The following is a 22,575-nucleotide window of genomic DNA, read 5'->3' on the forward strand; positions in this document are numbered from 1 at the left end:
TCTGCGGTGTGCGGCTGACCCGTTTGGGTCAACGCTCTTTGGTGTAGGGTTCGCCACCGGCCAGTGGCGGGATGGCACGGCCAACCAGACCGGCCAGGATCACCACGGTCAGGATATAGGGCAGCGCGTCCATGAACTGGACCGGGATCACGAAGTTGCCGATCTCGATATTCTGGTAGCGCAGCGCCACAGCCTGCAGCACACCAAACAGCAGACAGGTCCACATGGCAGGCCACGGCTTCCACTTGGCAAAGATCAGCGCGGCCAGCGCGATGAAGCCGCGCCCAGCAGTCATGTCCTTGACGAAGCCCGCCTGCAGCGCGGTGGCCAGATAGGCCCCTGCCAGCCCGCAGAGAACGCCGCAGATAATTACCGCCATATAGCGCAGCCGCGTGACCGAGATACCGGCGGTGTCCACGGCGGCCGGGTTTTCACCCACCGCGCGCAGACGCAGGCCAAAGCGGGTACGATAGAGCACCCACCAGGTCAGCGGCACGACCAGAACTGCGATATAGACCAGCAGGAACTGGCCCGAGATCAGCTCGTAGTAGATCGGTCCAAGCACCGGCACGTTTCTCAGCGTTTCGGCCAGTGGCAACGTCACCGACTCGAACCGACCATCTCCCGTCAGGGAAGGCGTGCGCCCGCCCTGTTCGAACCAATGCTGGGCGACCAGCACAGTCACGCCAGCAGCAAGGAAGTTGATTGCCACGCCCGAGATCAACTGGTTGCCCCGGAAGGTGATCGAAGCCAGCCCGTGGATCAGCGCCAGCGCCACCGATGACGCAATGCCTGCCAGCAGCCCAACCCAGACCGAACCGGACATATATGCGATGGCGGCCGAGAAAAACGCCGCCACCAGCATCTTGCCCTCAAGGCCAATGTCGATAACGCCCGCGCGTTCCGAAAACAGCCCGGCCAGACAGGCCAGCAGCAGCGGTGTGGCCAGGCGCACAGAGGAATCGAGCACTTGCAGAATGGTCAGGAAATCCATCACGTATTCCCCCTGCGCATCATGGCAAAGAGCGATTCAAGCGGCATTCGGACCATGTTGTCCAAGGCGCCGGTGAACATGATGACCAGCGCCTGAATAACCACGATCAGCTCGCGCGGGATATCGGTCCACAGCGCCAGCTCGGCCCCGCCCTGATAGAGGAAGCCGAAAAGAAGCGCGGCCAGCAGCACCCCAAACGGGTGATTGCGGCCCATCAGCGCCACGGCGATGCCGATAAAGCCCGCGCCTTCGACCGAGTTCAGGACCAGTCGTTCGGCCTCGCCCATGGTGGTGTTGATCGACATCAGCCCCGCCAGCGCGCCCGAGATCAGCATGGCGATCACGATGGTGCGCTTGGGGTGGATGCCCGCATAATTCGCCGCTGTTTCCGACTGGCCGAAGCTGCGGATCTCATAGCCCAGCTTGGTGCGCCAGATCAGCAGCCAGACCAGCACGCAGGCAAGCAACGCCAGAAAGAAGGTGACATTCGCGGGCGCGCCGCGGAACAACGGTGTTTCTGCGGTCGAGAACATGGCCTGGAAGGTCGGCAGATTGGTCGCGTCGGGGAACGGACCCGAGGCCGGGTCCATCGCGCCAGTCGGGCGCAGCAGATTGACCAGCACGTAGTTCAGAAGTGCTGCCGCGATGAAGTTGAACATGATCGTGGTGATCACGATATGGCTGCCGCGTTCAGCCTGCAGATAGGCCGGGATAAAGGCCCAGAGTGCCCCGAACAGCCCCGCTGCGACCGTCGCCCCGACAAGGGCGATCGACCAATGCGGCCAGGGGATATAGAGGCAGACCAGCGCCACGCCGAGACCCGCAACAATCGCCTGCCCTTCACCGCCGATATTGAACAGCCGCGCGTGAAAGGCGATCGCCACCGCAAGCCCGGTGAAGATGAAGTTGGTCGCGTAATAGAGCGTATAGCCCCAGCCCGCCGAGCGCATCAGCGAGCCCTCGACCATCAGCTTGAAAGCGGCCCAGGGGTTTTCGCCGATGGCCAGCACCACCAGCGCCGACAGCAAGCCCGCCAGCAGCAGGCTGATCAATGGGATCAGGACGACATCCGCCCAATGTGGCAAGGTCCTCATGCGGCGTCCTCCCCTGTGACGCCCGCCATCAGCAGGCCCAATTCGCGTTCATCGGTGGCGGCGGCGTCGCGCTCGCCCATGATATGGCCGTCAAACATCACCGCAACCCGGTCGGCGAGCGACAGGATCTCCTCAAGTTCGACGCTGACCAGCAGGATCGCCTTGCCCTGATCGCGCAGCGCCACGATCTGCTGGTGGATAAACTCGATGGCACCGATATCGACGCCCCGCGTCGGCTGGCCGATCATCAGCAGATCCGGGTTACGCTCGATCTCGCGGGCCAGTACGATTTTCTGCTGGTTGCCGCCCGAAAAGCTTTTGGCGGCGAGGCGGGGATTGGGCGGGCGCACATCGAAGCGCCCCATCATCTGATGCGCCTCTTCCAGAATGGCGGCGTTTTTGATGAACGGTCCGGATGTCCAGCGCGCGTCATGGTGATAGCCGAAGACCGCGTTTTCCCAGGCGCTGAAATTCATGATCAGTGCCTCGCGGTGGCGATCTTCGGGCACATGGGCGATATGTACCGCCCGCCGCGCGCGCCCGTCAGAGCCCGAGCCCGTCAGTGGCAGTTCCTTACCGTTCAACCGCACGGTGCCTTCGCCCGGGCGCATGCCGCCCAGAACCTCAAGCAGTTCGGACTGGCCATTGCCTGCCACCCCGGCGATGCCCACGATCTCTCCGGCGCGGACGGTAAGGTCGATGCCCTTGACCCGCTCGACGCCGTTGCCATCCACCACGCGCAGCTTCTCGACCTCGAGTATGGGTTTGCCCGGTTGGGCCGGGGTCTTGTCGACCCGCAGCAGGACCTTTCGCCCCACCATCAACTCGGCCAGATGCTCTGGGTTGGTCTCGGCTGTCTTGACGGTTGCGGTCATCTCGCCGCGCCGCATCACGCTGACCGTGTCAGTGTATTCCATGATCTCGCGCAGCTTATGGGTGATCAGGACGATGGTTTTGCCTTCGGAGCGCAGTCGGTCAAGAATTCGGAATAGCTGATCGGCCTCGGAGGGTGTCAGCACACCGGTGGGCTCATCCAGGATCAGGATCTGCGCCTGCCGGTAGAGCGCCTTGAGGATTTCAACACGCTGCTGGTGGCCAACGCTGAGATTTTCGGTGACCGCATCGGGGTCGACATTCAGCTCATATTCCTTGGCCAGATGTTCCAGCTCGCCGCGCGCCTTGGCCAGCGACGGGCGCAGCAGGCCCCCGTCTTCGGCCCCCAGAACGATGTTTTCCAGCACGGTGAAGTTTTCGACCAGCTTGAAATGCTGGAACACCATGCCGATGCCCGAGGCGATGGCGGCCTGGCTGTCGGGGATGTCGGTCTTGGTGCCGTTGATCCAGACTTCGCCTTTGTCGGCCTTGTAAAAGCCGTAAAGGATGCTCATCAGCGTGGATTTCCCGGCGCCGTTTTCACCGATGATCCCGTGGATCGAACCGGGTCGGACCGAGATCGAGATATCCTTGTTGGCCTGAACAGGGCCAAACGCCTTGGATATGCCACGTAGCTCAATGGCGGGGGGCTGGGTGTTGCTGGCTGCCATGTCAGATACGGCTCTGCCGCGTTGCGATCACTGTCATAATGTCCTCACTCCTGGCCCGTGGACTCCATTATGACTGGCATTTCTATGGTGCACGACGATTCGGCGCAATGAATTTTAATTCACGATTGGCATATTTCTTCATTTTCTTTGGCAGCAACCCCCGGTCTACGCGTCCTGAACGCAAATTCAGACACAGAACAGCTGGAATTCAAAGGGCGGGCCTTCTTTTGGAGCACCAAGGCTGGTAGATCAGTCCCGGCAGACAATAGCATCCGCAGGCGGTTAGGAATGACGGACGATCTGGCTAAGGTTGAAAGGCGCAATTTCCCGATCATCACGGGGCAGAGCACGGTTGCGCAGGTGGCCTGGACCATGGCCAGCCCGTCGATCGTGCTGACCTTTCTTGCGGTCGCGCTGAATCTTCCGGTGTTATTTGTCGGCGCGTTGGTGACCATCCGGCAGTTGGCGGGCACGCTGGCGGATATCTTTCTGTTTGATCCGATCTCGCGCATCAGGAACCGCAAGCTGGCCTTGTCGCTGACCGATATCGCGCTGGGGGTCTGTTTCGTGCTGGCCATCGCGGCGACGCTGCTTGGGACGACGCCGGTAATCATGGTGGTCTTTGCGGTGGTGATCTTCGTTCTGGGCCTGATTGACGAAAGCCAGACCCTGCTGTTGACCGATTTTATCAGCGACAACCTGCAGTCGAAGTCGCGGATGCGGATGAAATACGCCCAACTGGCCCTGGGTGGGGGCATTGCCATCGCGTTGACTTTGGCGGCGCATGAAATGTCCAAACAGATGCCGCCCCTGCAGCGGCATTCGATCGTCATCACCATCGCGATCCTGTGTTTCATGGTGGCTGGTTTTGTCACGCTTGCCGTGCGCGATACCGGAACGAGTCTCAAACGCGAGACCGCGCCGATCCGCTCGCCCATTACGGCGCTGAGAGACTATATCCTCAACGCGTATGACATGCTGACACATCCCTGGTTCCGCAAATACATGAGCGTCCGGCTGCTTTATGTGGTGACCCTCCTGTCGGTGCCCTTCTTCGCGCTGATCTCGGCAGAGACCCACAAGCATTCCGACAAGGGGCTGACCGCGCTGATCATCTCCACCGCGGCAGGTGCTGTGGTGTCAGGGCCGCTCTGGCGGGTGCTGAACAACCGTTCGCACCGCACGGTCATGGTGACTAGCTGCCTGATGGTGGCCGCGACCGGGATGGTTCTGGTCGGGGCGCATTTCCTGCATCTGGACAACAATGTACACCTGCATGCGGTGGCGATGTTCGTCATCACCGTGGCGGTGAACGGGCTGGTCACGGTGCGGGGGCTTTATTACATGGACCTCGCCCCGAAAGAGGAGCGGGTCCGCGGCGTCGCGGTGTCGCGCAGCCTGAGCCGGTTGACCGCGATCGTCGTTTCGGCGTCGCTGGCGGCGATCGCACATATGCACGAGACGGTCTGGGCGTTGGTGATGATCGTCGGGTTCAGTATCCTCTCGGCGCTGGTCAGCTATATCGTCGCCAAGCCCGAGGTGCAGGCACAGCCCGCCTCGGCCTGAGGCGTCATTGCCCGAGGTTCAGTGGGTTCCGTTCAGATACGGAACCCGTCCTCGCGCGAGAAGAAATGCACCGCGCCGGGGTTGATGCCCACCGGAATCGTGCCGGTTCCGGCCTCGTGATCCTTGTTGACGTTAACCGAAAACGCCTGCCCGCCCAGCGTGCCATGCAGCAGCCGCTGCGCACCCAGTTCCTCGACGATCTGCACGTCGAAGGGGGTCGTGCCCTCGCCCAGCGTCAGGTCCTCGGGGCGGATGCCCACCAGGATCGGACCCGAGGAGGCGGCGGGCGCGCTGACCGGCAGTTCCAGCCCCGCGTCCAGCGTCACCTGCTGGTCGCTGACGGTGGCGTTCAGCACATTCATCGGCGGTGCGCCCATGAAGCTGGCCACAAAGGTCGAGGCGGGCGTGTTGTAGATTTCCTTGGGGGTGCCGATCTGTTCGATCCGGCCGCCGTTCAGGACGATGATCCGGTCGGCCATGGTCATCGCCTCGACCTGATCATGGGTCACATAGACCGCCGTGGTGCCAAGGCGGCGCTGCAGGGCGCGCACCTCGATGCGCATCTGATTACGCAGCTTGGCATCCAGATTGGACAGCGGTTCGTCAAACAGGAACAGGTCGGGCTGGCGCACGATGGCGCGGCCCATCGCCACCCTCTGACGCTGGCCGCCCGAAAGCTGACTGGGTCGGCGGTCGAGATAGTCGCTGAGGTTCAGCATATCCGCCGCTTCGCGCACCTTGGCCTCGATCGCGGCCTTGGAAATCCCCCGGTTCTTGAGTCCGTAGCCCATGTTCTTGGCAACCGTCATATGCGGATAAAGCGCATAGTTCTGGAACACCATCGCGATATTGCGATCCGCCGGGTCGACATCATTGACCACCCGGTCCCCGATGCTGAGCGTACCTTCTGTGATCTCTTCGAGCCCCGCAATCATCCGCAAAAGGGTGGATTTGCCGCAACCCGACGGGCCGACCAGCACCACAAACTCGCCATCCTGAATGGTGAAGCTGCAGGTTTGAACGGCCTCGAACCCGTTCGGATAGACTTTGTGAATGCCCTCAAGCAAGACCTGGGCCATATGCGTATTCCTTATTTGTCAGATTCCGTGAGGCCCTTGACGAACCAGCTCTGGAAGAAGATCACGATCAGCACCGGCGGCACCATGGCGACGATCGCCAGTGCCAGCGCCTGCCCGTGTTCGGGGATTGCGGCGTCGGAATAGGTGAGCACGATCTGTTTGATCCCGCGTACCAATGTGAACAGCGATTCATCGGTGGTGATCAGTGTGGGCCACAGATACTGGTTCCAGCCAAAGACGAACATGATGATGAAGATCGCCGCAATCATGGTGCGCGACAGCGGCACCAGAATGTCGATGAAGAACTTCACCGGCCCCGCCCCGTCGATGCGGGCGGCCTCGACCAGTTCCTCGGGCACCGCGCGAAAGAACTGCCGGAAGAAGAACGTGCCCGTGGCCGAGGCGATCAGCGGCACGATCAGACCGGTATAAGTATTCGCCAGACCCAGCCGCTGGATTGCCTCGTAGGACGGCAGGATACGCACTTCCAAAGGCAGAAGCAGCGTGGTGAAGATGATCCAGAAGGCAAAGGTCGCAAAGCGCAGCCGGAAATAGACGATCGCATAAGCCGCCATCATCGAGATGACGATCTTGCCGACCGCAAAGCCGATGCCAAGGATGAACGAGTTCTTCAGCATCACCATCCCGTCCACGGTCTTGGTGAACCCGCCCTTTTCGAACATGGCCTTGTCAAAATTGGTGCCCAGTTGGTCCCCGAAGGTCAGCGCCAGCCCCTCCCGGTGAATGGTCACCGGGTCATAGCTGGCGGTGACGAAGGCATAAACCAGCGGCATCAGCATCAGCAGCGATCCGGCGATCAGCACCATGTGATCGAAAAGCGTGCTCCATTTGAAGCGCAGCCGCGAGGGCGTCGGTTGGGCAACTCGGGTCTGTGTCAGTTCAGCCATGTCCCGCCTCACGTATAATGGATGCGCCGCTCGATCAGGCGGAACTGGAAGATTGTCAGAACAAGGACCAGCACCATCAGGATCACCGATTGCGCCGATGAGCCACCTAGGTCGTTGCCCCGGAACCCATCGATATAGACCTTGTAGACCAGCGTCATCGGGTTGGCGCCGGGCTCGCCCTTCATCATCGTGTCGATGATGCCGAAGGTGTCGAACATCGCATAGGTGATGTTGATGATCAGCAGAAAGAACGCGGTGGGTGCCAGCAGTGGAAAGGTGACATCCCAGAACCGGCGAAAGCCCGAGCCATTGTCGATCAGCGCCGCTTCGCGCACGGCGCGCGGGATCGACTGCAGACCGGACAGAAAGAAGATGAAATTGACCGGGATCTGCTTCCACACCGCCACGATGATCATCGCGGTGGCAGTGTCGAAATAATCGACCCCCAGTTTGAAGTCCCAGCCAAAGAAGCCAAAAAAGCGCGTCAGCGGCCCGTGGCTCTGATCAAAGAACATGATGCCAAGGAACCCGGCCACCGGCGGGGCAATGGCATAGACCCACATCAAAAGCGTACGATAGGTTTTGGCCCCGCGCAGCACATTGTCGGCCTTGACCGCCAGCAAAAGCGCGATCGACAGCGACAGAAAGGTCACGATGGCGGTGAAATACACGGTGAACCAGGCCACCTTGCGATATTCGGTCGATTCCGCGATGTCGGTGTAGTTTTCGGCGCCCACATAGGTCGAGCCAAATCCAAACGGATCCTGCAGGTAGAAGGACGATTGGATCGCCCAGGCCGCAGGCCAGTAGAAAAACACAGCGATAATGGACAGTTGTGGCACAAGCAGCAGGATGGGCAGCCACGGGTTGGTGAAACCGGCTCGCTTCACGGGCGTATTCCTTTGAATGAACCCGGCGGCCGCTTAGAGGCAGCCGCCGGTCGTATTGCGGTCAAACGCGCGTCAGTTCTGCGTCTTGGCGAAGCGTTCCAGCAACTTATTGGACTCGGCCTCGATATTGGCGAACGCGGTGTCGACATCGGTTTCACCGGTCAGGATGCGGCCGTATTCACGGTTCATCACGTCTCGGATCTGCACGTAGAAGCCCATGCGATAGCCCTTGGTGTGGTCCCCCGCAGGCAGCGAGAGCTGCTGGATGCCGACCTCGGCCGCCGGGAACTTGTCGTAATGACCGTCTTCCTTGGCCACGCCATAGGCAGCCTCGGTGATCGGCACATAACCGGTGTCCTTGTGCCAGCCATACTGAACCTCGGGGGTGGTCAGGTAGCGGAAGAACTCGGCGGTGGCCTTGTTTTCCTCATCCGACTTGCCCGACATCGCGAACAGTGCGGCCCCGCCGATAAAGGTCTGTTTGGGGTCAGGATTCACACCTTCCCAATAGGGCAGCATGGTGGCCGAAAACGGAAAGTCGGCCGTCTGAAGCAGGCCGCCGAACGAACCGGAGGAACCCAGCCACATGGCAACCTTACCTTCTTCGAACGGCTTGACATTGTCACCCCAGCCGGTGCCGTACCATTCAAACAGGCCCTGATCTTTCCAGTCTTTCAGGGCGGTGAAATGGGATTTGATGGCGTCATTGTTGACCAGAATCTGGGTGTCACCGCCATCATAGCCATTGTCGTTGGTCGCAAATGGCAGATCGTGGCGCGAATGGAAGTTCTCGGTAAAGATCCAGGGCAGATGCGACTGGCTGAGCGGGATGTACCCGGCCTCTTTAAGCGCCGGTGCGGTGGTTTCAGCAAACTCTTCCCAGGTTTTTGGCGCGGTTACGCCCGCCTTGGCCAGCGCATCCTCGTTGTAGTAGAGAACCGGCGTGGAGGAGTTGAACGGCATGCCGATCATCTTGCCATCTGCATCGGCGTAGAAATAGCGCACGCCGGCAATGTAGTCGTTGATATCAAACGGAATATCGTTGGCGGCAAGCAAATCCTCGACGGGGATGATCGCGCCCTCGGCCCCGATCACAGTGGCAGCGCCAGCGTCGAACACCTGCATGATGTTGGGCTATTCACCAGCGCGGAAGGCGGCGATACCAGCGGTCAGGGTTTCCTCGTAGGAGCCCTTGAATACTGGGGTGATCTTGTACTCGCTCTGGCTGGCATTGAAGTCTTCGGCGATCTGGTTGACGGTTTCGCCCAGTTGACCGCCCATGGCATGCCACCATGTGATTTCCGTCTGCGCAGAGGCAGATGTGGCGGCAAAAACCAACCCTGTTGCGGCGATTTTTAGGAGTTTCATTTCCATACTCCGATTGTTGAGCCGCTGGTCGCGGCCATTAAAATTTTCGCAGCGCTTGTTTAGCGCTACCAGGTTCCATTGGCACGCAATTAGCCCCCTCCCGCAAGCGGAAAATTGCATTGCTACAGCTGGCGTCGAGTGACCCCATCAACGTGCACCCGCGACCAGTTATAGGGTTTGTTTGACGATTCTGTGAAACAAAATACGTGATCTACGAATTAGTTCGTTGGTTCTGATACCGGATGGCTTTTTTGCCCATCTAGAATCCTACGGGCAGAAACATACATATTTTCAATGGGATGAAAAAACTTTCGAAAACCGCCATGCCCGCGATGCCCGTCCCTTACCTGCGATGCAGAAGCTCGGTGGATATGTTACGCAAGTGTTGTCGAAACCCTGCTAAGCTCGGCTGAGTTGCCATTGCGAACCCCAAGGACCTGCCCCCGTGTCTGACCTTTATTCCCTCTGGCTCACCTTTCCGCAGCCGCTTGAAGAACAACTTGGCGAACATGTGGCGACGCTCGCCCGGCTGACCACTGGGCCGGTCTTCCAGCCGCATGTCACGCTTGTGGGCGACCTGCCTCAGGACCGGGCGCGTGAGATTTTCACTTCTGAACGGATCGGACCGATCGCGCCGCGCCTGCAGGGACGGTTCGGGCAACTATCCCATGGCAACACATACTTTCAGTCGCTCTTTCTGGAGGTCGCCCTACCCGTCCAAGTCGCCCATGCGCGGCACCAATTGCTGGAGGAACTTGACCTCGATCCGGCCTACCCGCCCCATGCCAGCTTGGCCTATGGCAGTCTCGCCGGAGAAGTCCCGTTTCCACATCTCGACCGAATCACGGCCACGTTTTGCAACCAACCTGCACCGATTGCCTTTCTGGCTCTGGTTGCCTCGTCTGAAACCCGACCGGTGGAAAGCTGGAAGATCATTGAGCGCCTGCCGCTGAACGTCTGAATCTCATTCAGGTTCCGTCAACGCTCTGCCTGCCGCGCATCCAGGACAGGGTCCTCTCGCGCAGCGATTGGAAGGTCAGGTAAAGCACCGGGATCATCAAAAGGCCGACCGTGCTGTCAAAGATCATGCCGACCAGCACCGGGTAGCCGATCGAGACCCGCCCCGCCGCTCCGGCTCCGGTGGCCAGCACCAGTGGCAGTACGCCAACAATGAAACACAGCCCCGTCATCGTGACCGGGCGGAACCGAAGCTCGGCCGCTTTCAGTGCTGCTTCGCGGATCGGTGTGCCGCGCGCGCGTTCGTCATTGGCAAATTCCACCACCATGATCGCCTTCTTGGCCGCCAGACCGATCAATAGCACCATCCCCACCTGCGCGAAGATGTTGTTGCTCAGATGCGGGATCAGCGCCAGCGGCACCAAAGCGCCAAAGACCGCGAATATTGTCGAACTCATCACCGCCAGAGGCAGCGTCCAGCTTTCGTAAAGCGCCACCAGAAAGAGATAGGACAACACCACCGCACCCATCAGGATATAGGTCACCAGCCCGCCCGCCGCGACCTCTTGCTGGGTGACGCCGGACCATTCGATGTCGAAATCGTCCGGCAGGGTGGTATTGGCAATGGCCTGCATCGCGGCGATGGCCTGGCCCGAGCTCATTCCGTCGGCAAGCTGCGCATTGATCGAGGCAGCGGTGTAGAGGTTGTGGCGCGGAATGCTGTCCGGACCCAGTACCGGCGCGTACCGGACCAGCACGCGCAGGGGGAAGGACTCGCCATCGGCATTCTTGACATAGATATTGCCGATATCGTCCAGCGATTGCCGGAAATCCGCATCCGCCGATATGACGATCCAGTGGACCTTGTTGCGCTTGATGAAATTGCCGACATAGTAGGAACTCAAACTGGCCTGCAGCGCCGAGAAGATGTCGATCACCTCCACACCCAGCGTTTCGGCCCGGTCGCGGTCAACTGATAGCAGGTATTGCGGCACGCTGGCCGAGAAACTGCTATGCACATGGCTGAATTCGGGCGCGGCGTTCAGCGCGGTCAGGAACGCGGTCTTGGCCGCATCCAGCTTGTCGACATCGCCATCGGCAAGATCGACCAGTTCCGCCGACACGCCGCCGCCAACACCCAGCCCATGGATCGAGGGCAGCGGGAACACGAAAGAGGTCGCCTCGGGAAGGGTCGCCAGCTTGTCATTTGCCGCTGCCATGATCGCATACCACTGCAGTTCGGGCGTTTTACGCTGATCCCAGGGGGCAAGCGCGATCACCACCATGCCGGTGCTGGGCCTAGTGCCGCTCATCATGCTGAAGCCCGACACGGTGGTGACGCTATGCACCCCCGGCATCGCCCGGATCATGGTATCGACCTGGGTCATCACCGCCTCGGTCCGCGCCAGCGAGGCGCCGTCGGGCAGGTCAATACCAGCAAGCAGGATGCCGCTATCTTCGGGCGGAATGAACCCGGAGGGCACGGTCTTGAACAGATAGACCGTGCCGCCCACGAACCCGGCAAAGACCAGCAGGCTGAGCGCCAGATAACGCAGCATCAGCCCGACCAGCCGCATATAGAGCCCCCGCACCCAGGCGATCAGTGCCGGCACCAGCCGCAGCGGCCCGCGCGGGCGGCCCCCCTGCCGCAGCAGCAACGCGCACAGCGCCGGGCCCAGGGTCAGCGCATTCACCGCCGACAGCATGAAGGCAAAGATGATGGTCAGCGCAAATTGCAGATAGATCTTGCCGGTGATGCCCGGAAAGAAACAGACCGGCACAAAGACCGCCGCCAACACAAAGGTGGTGGCGATGATCGGGCGGGTGACCTGATCCATGGCCTTTTCGGTGGCAGCGCGCGCTTCAAGCCCCTCATCCTCCATGATCCGTTCGGCGTTTTCGATGATGACGATGGCGTCATCGACCACCAGCGTGATCGCCAGCACCAGCGCCAGCAGGGTGATCATGTTGGCGCTGAACCCGATCAGAAAGATCAGTGCCACCGCCCCCAGCAACGAGACCGGGATCGCGATGGCGGGCACGATGGTGGCGCGCCAGCTGGCCAGGAACAGGAACGTCACAAGGACCACCAGACCGGCGGTCAGGCCCAGCGTGAACAGGATGTCGCGGATCGACAGCCGCACCGCAGTGGTGATGTCATAAGGAACCTCATAGCTCACACCATCGGGGAATTTCTGCGCCAGATGGTCTAGTTCCGCTTGGACAGCGGTGGCGATATCGAGCGCATTGGCAGTGGCGTTTTGATGAATGGCGATGGCGGCCGAGCCCTTGCCGTTGAAGCGCGACGCACCCGAATAGCTTTCCGCCCCGAGCTCGACCCGCGCCACGTCGCCCAACCGCACCAACGACCCGTCGGTGTTTGAGGCGACGATGATGCGCTCGAATTCCTCAGCTTCGCGCAACAGTCCGCGCGCCTGCAGCTTGAACTGGAAATCAGGCGTCTTCGCTCCGAATGGTGGCGCGCCCAGCTCGCCTGCGGCAGCCTCCACATTCTGGTTCTGGATGGCTGTGGCAATGTCGGAGGCGGTTATGTTCAGCGCCGCCATCTTGTCGGGCCGGGTCCAGACCCGCATGCTGTATTCCAGCGGGCCGAACTGCGTCACCGCGCTGACGCCCGCGATCCGGGCCAGCGGATCCTGCACGAAATCGGCGGCGTAATTGCTGAGATACAGCTCATCCCGCGAGCCATCGGGCGAAGTCAGGTTGATGACCATCATCATCCCGCCCGAGCGTTTCGAGACATTGATCCCCTGCTGGATCACCGAGGGCGGCAGCATCGGTTCGGCCAGCGCAACACGGTTCTGCACATCGATTGCCGCAATATCGGGATCGGTGCCGATCTCGAAAGTCACGGTCAACTCATAAGTCCCGCTGTTGGAACTGCCCGACGACATATAGAGCATGCCGTCCACGCCATTGACCTGTTCCTCGATGGGTGTTGCGACTGCCTCCTGGATCAGCGCCGCATCGGCACCGGGATAGCGGGTGGTGACATAGACCTGCGGCGGCGTGATCTCGGGGTATTGCGCGATTGGGATCAGGCGGACGCCCAGCAGCCCGGCCAGAACCATCAGGATGGCGATGACGATGGCGAAATTCGGCCGCTCGATGAAATAGCGCGAGATCATTGCGTTGGGTGACCGCTGGCATCCACCGGGGTGACCGTGGCGCCGTCATGGATTTTCTGCAGCCCCTGCACCACCACTTTTTGCCCTTCTTTCAGGCCTGAGGTGATCTGCCATGCCCCGGCAATCTGCTGGCCGGTGTCGACAGGCTGGCGGTGAACCATGTTCTTGTCGTCGAGCACAAAGACGAAATGCCCGTCCTTGTCCAGTTGCAGCGCCGATTGCGGCACCGTCAGGCTTGGCGTGGCACCGGCATCCTCGAGAAAGGCCGAGACGAACTGGCCGGGCAGCAGGGCACCATCGGGGTTTGCGAAACTGGCCCGCAATTCGATCGTGTCGGTATCCTGCCGGACTTGCGTGCCGACATAGATCACCTGTCCGCTGGTGCCGTACTCACTGCCATCCGACAGATGAATACGCGCCTTCAGCTTGATCGCATGGTCGGCGATCAGCCCTTTTTTGCGCACGTCGATCAGGGTTCCTTCGCTGACGAAAAAGCTGACATAGATCGGATCAACGCTGGTGACGGTGGCAAGCACGCCACTATCCGAATTGATGACATTGCCGGCATCCACCGACGACCAGTCGATGCGGCCATCCAGCGGGCTGGTGATCTCGGTATAGCCCAGGTTGATCTGTGCCAGCTTCAGCGCGGCTTTGGCCTGATCCACCGCCGCCAGGTCCTGACCGTAGTCGGCCAGCGCTCCGTCCACTACCGATTGCGGCACATCGCCTTTTTCCAGCAGGTTCTGGTTTCGTTTGAGCACCACATCCGAGCCTTTGGCAGTCGCTTCGGCCCCGGTGACGGAAGCCCTGGCGCTGGCAACATCGGCTTCATAGACATCCTGCTCAATCCGAAACAGCACGTCACCCTTGGACACCTGGCTGCCGGGGATGAAATTTACCTCCTGCAATATCCCCTCGACCCGCGCCTGCAGATCAACGCGCTGCTGCGCGATCACCCGTCCCACATAGGCGTCGGCGGTCTGCACAACCGCGCTGGTGACGGTGGCCACAACCACGCCCGGCGCCGCATCATCCTGGGTTTGCGCAGCAGCGGTGCCGCCCAGGCAAAGCGTAAAAAGACAAGGGGTTACAAGTCTTGGAATTGGCACATCACACCCCGGATCAAGGCTATTGGCATTGCACGCACTATGAGCCGGTTGCAGCAACCAGACAACCATTATGAGCGGTCTGACACAACGCGCGCTTTGGTGAACGCGACCGCCCGGGCATGCCCGAACCGGCGCAAACCTTAGGTCGGCGATGCTCCGCCGCTTGGCCATTCCGCTCGTCACCGACAGGCCAGCCGCTTCTTGCGTTCCTGCCGGAATCTCGCCAAGCACCCGCATATGCGCCGCCTATCCGCCTTCCTCTTCATCCTTGCCACCCTGCTTGCCGCTGTTGGTGTGTTTCACCTGTCCTACCGCTATTTCCACGCAGAAGAGCTGTCGCGCGCCAAGGGGCGACTGTCGCTCTACCGCAGTTCGGTCACCGCCGAGCTTGAGCGGTTCTCGCATCTGACCCACGTGCTGGCCCGCGATACCTATGTGGTCGACACTGCCGCCGGAGCATCAACCGGGGCTCTGAACCAGCGGCTGGAAGGGTTTGCCGATCAGGCGGGACTGGATGCAATCTATCTGATGGGCGCCGAAGGACTGACCATCGCAGCCTCGAACTTTCGCGCGCCCACAAGCTTTGTCGGACAGAGCTATGCGTTCCGCCCCTATTTTCGGCAGGCGCTGGAAGGGCGGCAGGGGCGGTTTTATGCGATCGGCACCACCACCGGCCTGCCGGGCTATTTCATCGCCGACGCTGTACGCAACGCAGCCGGTCAGGTGGATGGCGTGATCGCAATCAAGATCGATTTCTCTCAACTCGAAGACAGTTGGCGCAACGCGGGCGAGCAGGTGTTTCTGGCCAATGAAGATGGTGTCATCCTGCTGGCCTCGGACCCGGGTTGGCGCTACCACGTGCTGCAAGCGCTGAGCGCCGACCAGCGCGCCCGCATCGAGGCGGCGCGGCAGTTCCCCGGCCAGAAGCTGGCGGTTCTCGACTGGTCCGGCCTGCCCGATCAGCGCGCCCGTCTGACCGGGGTCGAGCGGTTGCATCTGACCTCGGCCGACCTGCCGCATGGTTGGGAGCTGCATTACTTTACCAGCGATGATCGGGCGGTGGACCGCGCATGGCTTGTTTCCGTCTCGGTCGTGCTGCTGGCCGGGCTGGGGTTCATCCTGTTGCAGGTCCAGCGTGCCCGCCGCATGGGTGCGGCGCTGAAACGCTCGGAAGAGGAAGAGGCGCAGCTGCGTCAGGCCAATGAACGGCTGGCTGTCGAGATAACCGAGCGCCGCACCGCCGAGCACCAGCTGCAGCGTACCCAGAACGAGTTGGAACGCGCCAGCCGTCTGGCGGCGCTGGGTCAGTTGGCGGCGTCGGTCACCCATGAGCTCGGCCAGCCCATTGCCGCCATGCGCAACCACCTGGCTGCCGCCGAGATTGCCGCGCGCGAGGGCACCGGCCTCACCTCCAAGATCGGTGCGCTGGTCGAACGGATGGAAGGCATCACGCGGCAGCTCAAGTTTTTTGCGCGCTCGGATGTCGAGGAGTTCGCGAATTTCGACCTGCGCGAGGCAATGGAGGCGGCTTTGGCGCTGGTTGCGCCCAACGTGGCAGAGATCGGCGCAACCCTGCAAATCAGCTTGTCTGAGGCTCCGGTCACACTGCGCGGCAGCAAGCTGCGGGTCGAGCAGGTTATGACCAACCTGCTGCGCAATGCGCTCGATGCTGTAGAAGAGGTCGAGACGCCGACGGTCTCGGTCCGTCTGGGTGCCTCGGACAGCGAAAACTGGTTCGAGATCCGCGACAATGGCCACGGTCTGGGTGCTGCCACGCTGGCCGAACTGCAGGAACCTTTCGTGACCACACGGGAAAGCGGGCGCGGCATGGGGCTGGGGCTGGCGATCTCGGCCAGTATCGTCAAGGATCATGGCGGCGTGATGACCGCCCGGAACGCCCGCACGGTGGGCGCAGTGTTCCGGGTGAGTTTTCCCAAGGTCGAAGCAGAGCAAAGCGGGGCGGCATGACGGACAAACCTGCGTTCAACATTCTGATTGTCGATGACGACCGGTCCATGCGCCAGTCGCTGGTCGAACTGATCAAGGCCGCGGGCTGGCAGGCCGAAGCGGTGTCACGCGCCGAACGGGTGGCTGCGCATCTGGTGAATGCGCGGCCCGACGTGATCCTGTCGGATGTGCGGATGCCGGGCATGTCCGGGCTGGATCTGCTGGCCAGCCTTGATACCGGCAATGGTCCGCCCGTTGTGCTGATCTCGGCGCATGGTGACATTCCGATGGCGGTCGGGGCGATTCACAACGGCGCCTACAGTTTTGTCGAAAAGCCGTATGAGCCACGCCGTCTGCTGACCATCCTGCGCAACGCCGCTGAACGGAACCGTATGAAGCAGCGCAATCGACGGCTGGCCGACCGGCTTTACAGATTGTCGGGTCTGGACCGAATCCTGCTGGGTCAGAGCGATGACGTGATGGCATTGCGCCGCGACATTCTCGATCTGGCTGACACCGATGCGGCGGTCCTGATCGAGGGTGAAACCGGCACCGGCAAGGAACTTGCCGCCCGCGCGCTGCATGATCTGGGTACCTCACCCGACAGCCCTTTCGTGGCGCTGAACTGCGCGGCGCTCACCCCTGACCGGTTCGAGGTCGAGATGTTTGGCGTTGCGGGCGAATCCGGCGGCAGGCTGCGTGCGGCGGCGGAAGGCACCCTGTTTCTGGACGAGGTCTGTTCCTGCCCGTCACCGGTGCAGGCCAAACTGCTGCGGGTGATCGAAGACAAGCAGGTGCTGCCGGTGGGCGCCACTGCCCCGGTGCCTGTCAGGTTCCGCGTGATCTCGGCCACCAACGAGGATGTAAGCCTGGCTGTCTCAGAAAGCCGGCTGCGCCAGGACCTGCTGTTCCGGCTGAACACTGTGGTGCTGTCGCTGCCGCCGCTGCGCAACCGTCGCGGGGACCTGACCATGCTGATGACGCATTTTCTGGATCACTACGCCCAAACCTACGAGATCGCCGCACCTGAACTGAGCGCCGACGATCTCGCGGCACTGATGGCCCATGACTGGCCCGGTAATGTGCGTGAATTGCGCAATGTTGCGGAACGCCGGGTGCTGGCGGCGCGGCGTGGGGGCGGCTCGGTCGCGCAGGCGCTGCAAAGCGCGGTGCAGGCCGAAGAGGTGCCCGACACCCTGCGCGAAGCGGTCGCCGCCTTTGAACGCGAGTTGATCGGCAAGGCGATCCGGACCCATCAGGGCCGCATGGACGCCGCCGCCGAGGCGCTCGGCATCGGGCGGCGCACGCTGAACGAAAAGATCGTGAAGCTGGGGCTCGACAAAGAGGCACTGCTGTAGATTGGCTGGGCGCAGGCTGACATGTCTTGACCCGACACCTGGGCACAGGACTATGGCTCGGCCACCCTCGGATATGGGTGGCCCGTATTGATCTATACGACCTCCTTCCATTCTGGTTGCCGGTGCGAACCCACATAGGTGCGGCGGACATGTCAGACTTAGGCTGGTCTGATCGCAAACACCGCTCCTTTGGGTGAATGCGCGGTTCTAAATTGCCCGAATTGGTGCTGGGATATTTTCCGGGGTTACCACCTGAATGGCGGTGATACGTCTTTGCACCGGTTCCGAGGCAAGTTTGTGAAATGCCAGAAAGGCGTCGAAGGCGTTTTTCAGATCCAAGGGCAAGTCGTGGTGCAGAATGAAATCCAGCCGCTGATCCGCGATCAGGTCCCGATTTTCCTGGTCAAGATCATGGGCCACAAAAACATCGGGCCTGATCCCATTGTGCCGAAGTGTTTCCAGGATCGATCGATTGCCACCCCCCATCGAATAGACGGCGCGTAAATCGAGGATGCCACCAATTGCGCCCGTCAGGATTCTGGACGTTTCAAAACTGACACCACTGCCGCCGTGGACCCCCATGACCCGCAGCTTCGGACAACGACGCGTCAGTGCTTCAACGAAGGCGGTCTCGCGCTCTTCCTCTCCCAGAAAACGCTCATGGCTGCGGGTGGCCAGAACCGTCCCGGCGACATCACCGATCGACCTGGCCACAAGATAGGCGGCGGTGCGCCCGGCCCCTTTGTTGTCCAGCCCCACATAGGTCAGGCGATCAGTGTCACCAATGTCGGTCACGAGCGTCACAACCGGGATCTTGGCGACGGCCAACGAGTTCACGGCTTCCCTGATTCTTGGGGTGTCCCGCGCCTTGAGGCACACGCCGTGGCTGCCGCGTTTCAAGATGCGCATTAGCGTCGCGACAACCACGTCTTCATCCATGATCTCCTGAAACAGAAATCGCGGGCGGCAGACCGCCCTACCGATCTGCGGCAGGATCGCTTCGGCAGCCGCCTTCACTTCGCGGCTGAAACGCGCAGGCGCCTCGACGACGAAGTCGAAGAACAGACGCCTGCCCCGGGTGGCCAGCTGGACCTCTTGCGCCGCCAGTTCTTCAATCGCGGAGGCCACACGCAACCGGGTTTGAGGGCTGACATTTGCCCTGTTGTTGAGGACCCGGTCAACCGTGGCTGTCCCCAACGCGGCTTGCCGGGCAATTTCCTTTATTGGAAAGCGATGAGTCATTTGATGTGTTTTTGATGTGTTTTGAAACCCAACACAATCCCCGTTGCCACGATAATGGTCCCGAAAGAGGAGAAGCTTCCATGACAGACCTCGCCGCGACCACCGCTGCCTACTACGATCCCGATGCCTGTGACCTGCGGGAATTTACCGCTCTTATTGACCGGACCACCCGCCCAGATCAGGTGCCGCATGCCGCAGCCGTCGAAAAGAACATACCCGTCTATGACATGAAAGCGCTGCGCCCGTCTCTCGAAGATGAGGCCGCCCGCCGGATGATCATGGCAGAGTGGGCGCATGTCCTGCGCAAAGGGGCCGGGGTGGTTGCGCTCAAAGGGACTTATGCCGACACGGCGGTGCTGGATGACGCAACAAGCATCTATGAACAGATCATCGCCGATGAAAAGCAGCGCAGCGGCGGCGGTGGCGATCATTTCGCGGCGTCAGGCGCCAACGACCGAATCTGGAACTCCCTGCAGAAGCTGTGCGAAGCCTCGCCCGAGGTCTTCTTGAACTACTTTGCCAACTCTTCCATCGCTGCCGTCTGCGAGGCATGGCTGGGGCCGAATTATCAGATGACGGCACAAGTGAACCTCGTCCATCCCGGCGGTGCGGCCCAGCAGGCCCATCGTGACTATCATCTGGGGTTCCAAACTGCCGATGTCAGCGCGTCCTATCCGGCGCATGTCCACGATGTTTCGCCGATTTTGACGTTGCAGGGGGCCGTTGCGCATTGCGACATGCCGCTGGAAAGTGGCCCGACGAAACTGCTGCCCTTCTCGCAAGCCTATCGTCCGGGTTACGCAGCATGGCGCAGGGATGATTTCAGGGCCTTGTTTGAAGAGCGCCATGTGCAGTTGCCCCTGGCCAAGGGAGACACCGCATTCTTCAACCCCGCCCTGTTTCATGCTGCTGGGGCGAATACCAGCCAGGACATTCACCGCTTTGCCAACCTTTTACAGGTTTCGTCTGCATTCGGTCGCGCGATGGAAACGATCGACCGGGACAAGATGTGCAAGCTGCTCTATCCGCACGCCGCCAAGGCCCGGGCAGAGGGCCGATTGCATCCGGCGGACTTGTCTGCCGCGATTGCCGCAACGGCGGAGGGCTATTCCTTCCCGACAAATCTTGACCGGGATCCGCCGACAAACGGGCTTGCCCCCGAAACCCAGGCGGCCTTTTTCGCGCGCGCCCTGTCCGAAGGAATGAGCAATGAGGATTTCGGTAGGCATCTTGATCACACCAACGCCATGCGATTGGCCTAGCGGGCAGGATCAGGCATCCGGCCTTCTCACTCATCGCCCTGCAGTGTGGGGTTGGCGAGAGTCGCCAACAGCCGCCACTCATCAAGCGGCCTCAGCTGTGGCTCATCGAGTTCGGCGCGCACCGGATCGCTCATAAGCAGTACAGCGATGCGGCGCGAGGCCTGGGGCTGGGCATCCACCGCGATCATCAGCCGCTGAAGTCCGACATTGGGATTCTGCGCATCGCAATCGGCGTCATATGCCGTGTCGCAGGGATTGGCCGAGCGCTGCTCAAAGCGCGCCCCGGCGGGCGACAGGATGAGCGCCGTCATCTCTTGCCCCCCCTGCTTCAGCACCGCCTGCGCGCCGTCCAGGCCGAGCTCAGCTTCGGTATGCATGGTCCATGTCACGGCACCGGCAACCTCGCCGGTGATCTCATCCTGTATCAGCACCGCCGCATCGTTTATCAACGCCACGCCGCGCCGGACCGAGCCTGATTGCGCCCCATAAGGGTCGGACAGATCAGCAATGGCGAAGGTGAAGCCCGGGACCTGCGCAAAATCCTCGACAAAGGCGCGACCCGTTACCTGCTGATTGGCCCCGTCAAAGGCCAACGTGTTCTGGCCAATGGTCGCGGTCCGGTAATAGTCGAACCGCTTTGATGTGAAGTAGCCCGGCAGATCGTAATTCCCCAACCCCAGATCAACAGCCCACCGGACGCCTTTGGCATCAATCACAAAGGTGCCCGCATCGAGGTTGTTGTGATGGCTTTGCAACGGCCCGGCCTTGAACCCCACATAGGTGGCGTCAGCATCATTCCAAGCCGAGCGCATGGCGACCAGACCGCGGCCCCCGAACCACAACGCTTTTGGTTCGCGAACTTGCGGGCTGACACCCGCGCCATACCGCCAGAGCAGGTTGAGCGCGGGATGGGATGAGCCCGGCGCGCCAGTCTTGCTCCAGTCATAATCGGGCCGTCCGAACCGGTGCGACAGCCATGGCAACACCACCGGATCGGTGGCGGTGTCACTGTCGCCATAGTTGAACAGCAGGCCGGTGGGGCCGGTCATATGCATCAGGTAGTCGCCGAAACCCGGCAGGCCAGCAGCCTCGGACAGGTCGAAATCATGGCCATAAACGCTGTCCAGCGCGGTGACGAGAATTGCGGTGTCGCGCGCCGACAGGGCCCCATACATGGGGCCTTCGGGCCATGCACCGTCAGGCGCAAACAGCGCCAGCCCGTTTCGCAGCGACAGCTGCGCGCTTTCGATCACCTGCGCAGCCAGGTCCGGCTCGGCCCCCGAGACCGCCAATGCCGCGACGATCAACCCGGTGTTGCACACGATGTTCCAGTTGAACGAGGCGACCGGCCAGGTGATATCCGCCGTTGCGGTCCCGTCGGGCAACGTGTCCGGCACCTTGACCGGCGGCAGCCAGTCATGCGGCCGAATCCAGCCGGTATCGAAATACTGCCGATCCTTGTCATAGATGGCGATACCCGGCTTCAGCGCCTTGTCGACGAGTGCTGTGCGGATGATCTCATGATCCTGCACCTCAAGCGCGTCGCTCAGCCAGCTATATCCCAGCGCCACCGCCAGCGTGATCCGAGTCAGGCCCAGAAAATGCGCGGGGTACCAGCTGTCTATCTGTGCAAGCCCCAGCAATTCCTGCCTGCCGCGTGCGGCATAGCGCGCCTCGCCAGTCACACGCCAGGCCATGGCGATCGTCGTCAGACGTTCGACCGCCTTCTCGCTCAGCCCGTGCAGTGCGCTTGGATCGCCCTTGTAGTCGGTGCGGAACGCTTCGGCGATCGTCGGCTCTTTCAGATAGGCCCGCGCTGCTGCAATCAGAACCTCGTGATCCTGCGCAATCGCGGGATCGGTCTGACGCAGCGCCTTCAGCCGCGCCAGCACGTCATCGGTGAGTATGATCTGAGGAACCATGACGCCATTTTCGGGCGTCGAGCGCTGAGACGCGGTCTGGGCTTCTGGACGCGAGGCCGCCCCTGAAAACGACAGCACATGTATCACGACCAGGAAAGCGATCAAACAGGTGCGGGACATCGGGGTTTCCTTGCTTTGAGCGTCAAAAATACCGGCGGAGAACACCCCGTCAATGCTCCTGCG

15 protein-coding genes and 1 pseudogene are annotated in these 22,575 nt (G+C 61.3%); 5 read left to right on the top strand and 11 right to left on the bottom strand.

Going from position 1 to position 22,575, the window contains the following annotated elements; translation table 11 throughout:
* Positions 1-28 precede the first annotated feature (28 nt).
* The 3 genes from M3P21_RS03320 to M3P21_RS03330 are packed head-to-tail and all read right to left on the bottom strand — an operon-like array spanning position 29 to position 3,632.
* Positions 29-994, bottom strand: a complete 966-nt coding sequence (locus M3P21_RS03320) for an ABC transporter permease (protein ID WP_249706775.1) — start codon at positions 992-994, stop codon at positions 29-31.
* On the bottom strand, positions 994-2,088 hold the full coding sequence (locus M3P21_RS03325) for an ABC transporter permease (RefSeq protein WP_249706777.1): 1,095 nt from the start codon (positions 2,086-2,088) through the stop codon (positions 994-996). The genes M3P21_RS03320 and M3P21_RS03325 overlap by 1 nt, the downstream gene beginning before the upstream one ends.
* Entirely contained in the window at positions 2,085-3,632 is a 1,548-nt protein-coding gene (locus tag M3P21_RS03330; RefSeq protein ID WP_249706779.1) for an ABC transporter ATP-binding protein, read from the bottom strand. Before M3P21_RS03330 ends, M3P21_RS03325 begins: the two co-directional genes overlap by 4 nt.
* Positions 3,633-3,920: 288 nt before the next feature.
* On the opposite strand from M3P21_RS03330, the gene M3P21_RS03335 reads away from it, so the two are divergent.
* Complete coding sequence (locus M3P21_RS03335) at positions 3,921-5,198, top strand: MFS transporter (RefSeq protein ID WP_249706781.1); 1,278 nt, start codon at positions 3,921-3,923, stop codon at positions 5,196-5,198.
* 32 nt (positions 5,199-5,230) lie between these two features.
* Here M3P21_RS03335 and M3P21_RS03340 read toward each other — a convergent pair whose 3' ends face one another.
* The 4 genes and pseudogenes from M3P21_RS03340 to M3P21_RS03355 all read right to left on the bottom strand — a co-directional run bounded on the left by M3P21_RS03340 (position 5,231) and on the right by M3P21_RS03355 (position 9,443).
* Positions 5,231-6,277 (bottom strand): ABC transporter ATP-binding protein, encoded by a 1,047-nt coding sequence (locus M3P21_RS03340; protein ID WP_249706783.1) that lies wholly within the window; start codon positions 6,275-6,277, stop codon positions 5,231-5,233.
* 11 nt (positions 6,278-6,288) lie between these two features.
* Positions 6,289-7,185 (bottom strand): sn-glycerol-3-phosphate ABC transporter permease UgpE, encoded by an 897-nt coding sequence (gene ugpE, locus M3P21_RS03345; protein ID WP_249706785.1) that lies wholly within the window; start codon positions 7,183-7,185, stop codon positions 6,289-6,291.
* Between the two features lie 8 nt (positions 7,186-7,193).
* A complete protein-coding gene (locus M3P21_RS03350; RefSeq protein ID WP_249706786.1) occupies positions 7,194-8,075 on the bottom strand; it encodes an ABC transporter permease subunit in 882 nt (293 codons plus the stop codon).
* 72 nt (positions 8,076-8,147) lie between these two features.
* Positions 8,148-9,443 (bottom strand): annotated as a pseudogene (locus M3P21_RS03355) (extracellular solute-binding protein).
* A gap of 445 nt (positions 9,444-9,888) precedes the next feature.
* Between M3P21_RS03355 and M3P21_RS03360 the strand changes: the two are divergent.
* Positions 9,889-10,404, top strand: a complete 516-nt coding sequence (locus tag M3P21_RS03360; protein ID WP_249706788.1) for a hypothetical protein — start codon at positions 9,889-9,891, stop codon at positions 10,402-10,404.
* A gap of 7 nt (positions 10,405-10,411) precedes the next feature.
* Here M3P21_RS03360 and M3P21_RS03365 read toward each other — a convergent pair whose 3' ends face one another.
* Together M3P21_RS03365 and M3P21_RS03370 are read right to left on the bottom strand one after the other, a co-directional pair.
* Entirely contained in the window at positions 10,412-13,549 is a 3,138-nt protein-coding gene (locus tag M3P21_RS03365) for an efflux RND transporter permease subunit (RefSeq protein ID WP_249706790.1), read from the bottom strand.
* Positions 13,546-14,661, bottom strand: a complete 1,116-nt coding sequence (locus tag M3P21_RS03370; protein WP_249706792.1) for an efflux RND transporter periplasmic adaptor subunit — start codon at positions 14,659-14,661, stop codon at positions 13,546-13,548. Before M3P21_RS03370 ends, M3P21_RS03365 begins: the two co-directional genes overlap by 4 nt.
* Before the next feature lie 237 nt (positions 14,662-14,898).
* Between M3P21_RS03370 and M3P21_RS03375 the strand changes: the two genes are divergently transcribed.
* Positions 14,899-16,629: a sensor histidine kinase gene (locus tag M3P21_RS03375; RefSeq protein WP_249706793.1), complete on the top strand. Its 1,731-nt coding sequence runs from the start codon at positions 14,899-14,901 to the stop codon at positions 16,627-16,629.
* Positions 16,626-17,966 carry a sigma-54-dependent transcriptional regulator gene (locus tag M3P21_RS03380; protein WP_249706796.1) on the top strand — a complete coding sequence of 447 codons (1,341 nt, stop codon included), beginning with the start codon at positions 16,626-16,628 and terminating at the stop codon, positions 17,964-17,966. The genes M3P21_RS03375 and M3P21_RS03380 overlap by 4 nt, the downstream gene beginning before the upstream one ends.
* Positions 17,967-18,173: 207 nt before the next feature.
* Here M3P21_RS03380 and M3P21_RS03385 read toward each other — a convergent pair whose 3' ends face one another.
* Positions 18,174-19,208: a LacI family DNA-binding transcriptional regulator gene (locus M3P21_RS03385; protein ID WP_249706798.1), complete on the bottom strand. Its 1,035-nt coding sequence runs from the start codon at positions 19,206-19,208 to the stop codon at positions 18,174-18,176.
* Positions 19,209-19,288: 80 nt separating this feature from the next.
* Here M3P21_RS03385 and M3P21_RS03390 point away from each other — a divergent pair, with 80 nt between their 5' ends.
* Positions 19,289-20,470 (top strand): phytanoyl-CoA dioxygenase family protein, encoded by a 1,182-nt coding sequence (locus M3P21_RS03390; protein WP_249706800.1) that lies wholly within the window; start codon positions 19,289-19,291, stop codon positions 20,468-20,470.
* Positions 20,471-20,496: 26 nt separating this feature from the next.
* On the opposite strand, the gene M3P21_RS03395 is transcribed toward M3P21_RS03390, so the two are convergent.
* On the bottom strand, positions 20,497-22,512 hold the full coding sequence (locus M3P21_RS03395; RefSeq protein WP_249706801.1) for a heparinase II/III domain-containing protein: 2,016 nt from the start codon (positions 22,510-22,512) through the stop codon (positions 20,497-20,499).
* Positions 22,513-22,575 lie beyond the last annotated feature (63 nt).

This window comes from Ruegeria spongiae, from assembly GCF_023502395.1.
Classification (GTDB): Bacteria; Pseudomonadota; Alphaproteobacteria; order Rhodobacterales; family Rhodobacteraceae; genus Ruegeria_C; species Ruegeria_C spongiae.

Bases quoted from the DNA above. Each gene is read 5' to 3' on its own strand.
- M3P21_RS03320 (WP_249706775.1), bottom strand. From the start codon at position 994: ATGGATTTCCTGACCATTCTGCAAGTGCTCGATTCCTCTGTGCGCCTG.
- M3P21_RS03325 (WP_249706777.1), bottom strand. From the start codon at position 2,088: ATGAGGACCTTGCCACATTGGGCGGATGTCGTCCTGATCCCATTGATC.
- M3P21_RS03330 (WP_249706779.1), bottom strand. From the start codon at position 3,632: ATGGCAGCCAGCAACACCCAGCCCCCCGCCATTGAGCTACGTGGCATA.
- M3P21_RS03335 (WP_249706781.1), top strand. From the start codon at position 3,921: ATGACGGACGATCTGGCTAAGGTTGAAAGGCGCAATTTCCCGATCATC.
- M3P21_RS03340 (WP_249706783.1), bottom strand. From the start codon at position 6,277: ATGGCCCAGGTCTTGCTTGAGGGCATTCACAAAGTCTATCCGAACGGG.
- ugpE (WP_249706785.1), bottom strand. From the start codon at position 7,185: ATGGCTGAACTGACACAGACCCGAGTTGCCCAACCGACGCCCTCGCGG.
- M3P21_RS03365 (WP_249706790.1), bottom strand. From the start codon at position 13,549: ATGATCTCGCGCTATTTCATCGAGCGGCCGAATTTCGCCATCGTCATC.
- M3P21_RS03375 (WP_249706793.1), top strand. From the start codon at position 14,899: ATGCGCCGCCTATCCGCCTTCCTCTTCATCCTTGCCACCCTGCTTGCC.
- M3P21_RS03380 (WP_249706796.1), top strand. From the start codon at position 16,626: ATGACGGACAAACCTGCGTTCAACATTCTGATTGTCGATGACGACCGG.
- M3P21_RS03385 (WP_249706798.1), bottom strand. From the start codon at position 19,208: ATGACTCATCGCTTTCCAATAAAGGAAATTGCCCGGCAAGCCGCGTTG.
- M3P21_RS03390 (WP_249706800.1), top strand. From the start codon at position 19,289: ATGACAGACCTCGCCGCGACCACCGCTGCCTACTACGATCCCGATGCC.
- M3P21_RS03395 (WP_249706801.1), bottom strand. From the start codon at position 22,512: ATGTCCCGCACCTGTTTGATCGCTTTCCTGGTCGTGATACATGTGCTG.